This window comes from Kamptonema animale CS-326 (genome assembly GCF_028330895.1).
Classification (GTDB): Bacteria; Cyanobacteriota; Cyanobacteriia; order Cyanobacteriales; family Microcoleaceae; genus Kamptonema; species Kamptonema formosum.
On sequence record NZ_JAQMUA010000325.1, the window covers coordinates 1 to 4,077 of the forward strand.

Below are 4,077 nucleotides of genomic sequence, written 5' to 3' on the forward strand. Positions count from 1 at the left end.
AGATGAGGGAGATGGGGAGGGTGGGGAAGATAGGGGAGAGGGGGAGGATGGGGAGGATGGGGAAGAAGGGAAGAGAGTCAATAGTTTGGGCCATGAGGGAGTGTCCTAATCGTTGTGGCGGTTGCTATAAAACCAGAAACCCGGTTTCTTGCATTTTTCCGAGAAACCGGGTTTTTTTGCCTCTTGTACTAATTGCTAATCTAGGGTTCGCGCATAGTTGTAACTCCCCTCTCTGGGCGGTATTTGACCGCAAGTAAGGGCGGCGTTACGTCAGAAGTACCTAGATTCTAACCAAACTAAACAGCAGCAGGAACATTTACAGGCCGTACTTGACCCAGTAAGTTGTGCAGTTCATCACCCTCAATTACCTCAGTTTCCAAAAGTTTAGTCGCAATAGTTTCTAGCAAATCGCGATTGTTCTTCAAAATATCTAAAGCTTGGGTGTGAGCAGTTTCGACAATTTCCTTCACTTCTTTATCAATTGCATCTGCTGTTTGTTCGCTCACCTGACGGCGGGGACTACCCATGCCATCATTGAGGAATTGACCTTGCTGGCCCTTCTCATAAGCTAAAGGCCCTAAAACCTTGCTCATGCCGTAAGTTGTCACCATCCGTTCCGCCAAATCAGTAGCGCGTTGTAAATCATTGGAAGCACCCGTAGTGATACTACCAAAAATAATTTCTTCGGCTGAACGTCCGCCCAAAAGTGTCGCAATTTGACCGCGAAGTTCTACTTCATCCATCAAAAATCGGTCTTCAGTTGGCAGTTGCAAAGTATAACCTAAAGCTGCCATCCCACGAGGAATGATGGAAATTTTTTCAACTTTGCCGCCACTAGCAGTTAAAAACCCAACTAAAGCGTGGCCAACTTCGTGATAAGCGACAATCTTTTTCTCTTTTTCATTCATGACGCGGCTTTTCTTTTCTAAACCTGCAACCACTCGTTCGATCGCTTCGGCAAAGTCAGCTTGAGCGACAGTTTCACGACGGTTACGAGCGGCTAATAAAGCAGCTTCATTAACCAAATTTGCCAAATCTGCACCCGCAAAACCGGGAGTTCTAGCGGCGATTGCTTTTAAGTTAATATCCGGGCCCAGTTTAACTTTCTGAGAGTGAATGTTAAGAATAGCTTCGCGACCAGATAAATCGGGACGGTCAACTAAAACCTGTCTGTCAAAACGCCCTGGACGTAACAAAGCTGGATCTAAACTTTCAGGGCGATTAGTTGCTGCTAGGACAATTACGGTAGTATTGCCTGCTGCAAAACCGTCCATTTCAGTTAATAATTGATTGAGAGTTTGTTCGCGTTCGTCATTACCACCGTAGAAAGCGCCGCTACTACGAGACTTACCGATCGCATCCAATTCGTCAATGAAAATAATGCAAGGAGCCTGTTTTTTGGCTTGTTCAAATAAGTCCCGGACTCTTGCCGAACCTACACCAACAAATAGTTCCACAAATTCGGAACCAGAGATGCTGAAAAATGGAACGCCAGCTTCTCCTGCTACAGCTTTTGCTAATAGGGTTTTACCAGTACCAGGAGGCCCAACTAACAGCACGCCTTTGGGAATGCGAGCTCCAATTGCCGTAAATCTGTCTGGAGTTTTGAGAAAATCGACAATCTCAACTAATTCTGTCTTAGCCTCTTCCACACCTGCAACATCAGCAAAACTTGTTTTAGCAGATTCGCCTTCTACATAAACTTTAGCCTTACTTTTACCAATGGAAAGAGCGCCTTGGGGGCCACCGCCACCACGACTGATAAAAAATTGCCAGATAGCAACAAAAATTAATGGCGGAACCACCCAACCTAATAAACTGGTAAACCAGCCATTTTTAGGTGGAGGAGTTGCTGCAAATTCAACGCCTTTTTCTTCCAAAAGTTTTGGTAATTCTAAATCAAAAATCGGTGTAGTGGTGAGTACCTGACCTGGTTGATCCGCTTCACCTTTAAGCTGATAGCGGATTTCATTTTGACCCACAGAAGCCCGTTGTACCTCTTGTTCTTGCACCTGATGGACGAACAAGCTATAAGGTACTTGCGGAATTTGGGGGCCAAGTAAACTCGGCAAAAATATGTTACCCAGTAGAAACAAACCTGATAGCAATAACAAAATATTGCCAATCTGACGAGAACGAGGGGGTTGAGGCTGGTCTTTAATCGCCATTGGAAATATTCATCCTTTGATTTTAACCTGTCTTATTCATTAGTCTGCCATCAATAATGCACGAATAACTTAGCGGATTTCCTCACTTCATTTGGTCGGTTAACCAGCATGGGTAATGCTGTATACCTAATTCTGACCGTAGCTAATCCCAATATCAGCACTGGGACAGAGACGATCTGATAAGCTAAGTTGATACTTTGATTAAAGTATTTACTTTTTACATAACTAAGATGCTTGGATTTTATTTTTTCTTGATCTACTGCATCGGACTGTGTTTGATAACTCAACCCAGCCGTCCTAAAGAGGAAGGGGAATGGTGGGTCGAGGTTGTCACTGAATCGCCACGCTGTACCTACTATTTTGGGCCATTTGACAGCGACAAAGAAGCCTCAAGTAATACTAATGGCTATATTGAAGATTTGGAAAGTGAGGGAGCCCAAAGAGTTAGCATTGAAATTAAGCGCTGTCAGCCTACTGAGCTAACAATTTGCGAGAGTTAACCTGGGAAAGGTTTCGTAGTTTGACTTGCTAGCACCGAGGCGACGATCGCGCAGGGTTAATATTAATTCCGGTGGATCAACCATAATAATTATGGTTGATCCACCGGAATTAGTATAATATCCTTGCCAGTGATGGAGAAAGAAAGTTACTTGGGTTTTGCTGTTTGAATTAAAAATTATTTAACTTAAAACTCCCAGCTCCAAACTCCAAACTTCACATTTGCATTTGCTTTAAATTGCTACGGGGATTAAAACTACGATTTGCCTTAATTTTCTCATAGCATTCTCGCTCCACAGCGCTAATATCTTTCGGTGCGACGATCGCAATTTTCACTAATTGGTCAGTGCGATCGCCTCCCTTGGGTTTGGGCCACCCTTTACCGCGCAACCTCAAAGATTGACCGGAACGAATGCCTGCTGGAACATTCACCGCCACCATCCCATCAGGCGTAGGTACCTCAATGGAGGCTCCCAACACCGCTTCATCAGGCGTTACGGGTACTTCACAAACCAAATTCTCCCCTTCAAACTGGAAGAAGGGATGAGGTAGAATTTCTACTTTCAGGTATAAATCTCCCCTTTGCTGGGTTTGGGGGTCTACTTGACCTTTCCCTCTAATCCGAATTCGGCTACCCGCTTTCACTCCGGCAGGAATGGAGACATCGCCAGTACCAACGCGCTTGGAAACGCCCCGAAAAGCTTCACCCAGACTGAGGGAAATAGTTGCTTCGGTGTCGAGGGAAGTTGCAGCCGTGCGATTATCAAACCCTGTAAAATCCTCGTATCCGCCAAAACCTGTCGGCGCGCCTGGATTGGGACGGTATGTATAGTTCCAGTTACCATTACGACGGCTACCAGCAGTGGGCCCACCAACGCGACCCAGCAAAGTATTAATGAATTCGTCAAAACTGGCGTATTGGCTGAAGTCTACGCCGCCGAAGTCTACATTATTGGGACTACCTGGCCATCCACCAGCGGTTCCGGCTTGCTTCCAGTATTGACCAAATTGGTCATATTTTTTGCGTTTTTCGGGGTCTGATAAAACTTCGTAGGCTTCATTAACTTCTTTAAACCTGGCCTCTGCGTCTTTGTTGCCAGGATTCATGTCGGGATGGTACTTCCGGGCGAGTTTGCGGTAGGATTTTTTAATTTCATCAGCACTAGCGGTTTTGTTCAGTCCCAGAATTGCGTAAAAGTCTTTGAAGTCAGTTGTAGCCATTAACCGCCCTCCTTTTAAGTAGTTGTTAGCTTAAGGTTGTTAGCAAAAATAATCGGAAATTGATAGCTTTGCCTATAATTGATTATGGCGCTACAGGAAGTCACAGGTGAGATTTAGATCAAATACTAGATTATCAAAAGTTTGAGTTCAGCTAAGTTCGGTTGTTTCTCCAAGGGGCGATCGCGATCGC

At 44.9% G+C, this 4,077-nt stretch carries 3 protein-coding genes; 1 reads left to right on the plus strand and 2 read right to left on the minus strand.

Annotated elements, in window-relative coordinates:
* Positions 1–296: 296 nt before the first annotated feature.
* Complete coding sequence (ftsH4, locus tag PN499_RS18975) at positions 297–2,168, minus strand: ATP-dependent zinc metalloprotease FtsH4 (RefSeq protein ID WP_272033661.1); 1,872 nt, start codon at positions 2,166–2,168, stop codon at positions 297–299.
* Between the two features lie 230 nt (positions 2,169–2,398).
* Here ftsH4 and PN499_RS18980 point away from each other — a divergent pair, with 230 nt between their 5' ends.
* Positions 2,399–2,668 carry a DUF1816 domain-containing protein gene (locus PN499_RS18980; protein WP_007354563.1) on the plus strand — a complete coding sequence of 90 codons (270 nt, stop codon included), beginning with the start codon at positions 2,399–2,401 and terminating at the stop codon, positions 2,666–2,668.
* A gap of 214 nt (positions 2,669–2,882) precedes the next feature.
* Here PN499_RS18980 and PN499_RS18985 read toward each other — a convergent pair whose 3' ends face one another.
* Complete coding sequence (locus PN499_RS18985; protein ID WP_272033662.1) at positions 2,883–3,887, minus strand: J domain-containing protein; 1,005 nt, start codon at positions 3,885–3,887, stop codon at positions 2,883–2,885.
* Positions 3,888–4,077 lie beyond the last annotated feature (190 nt).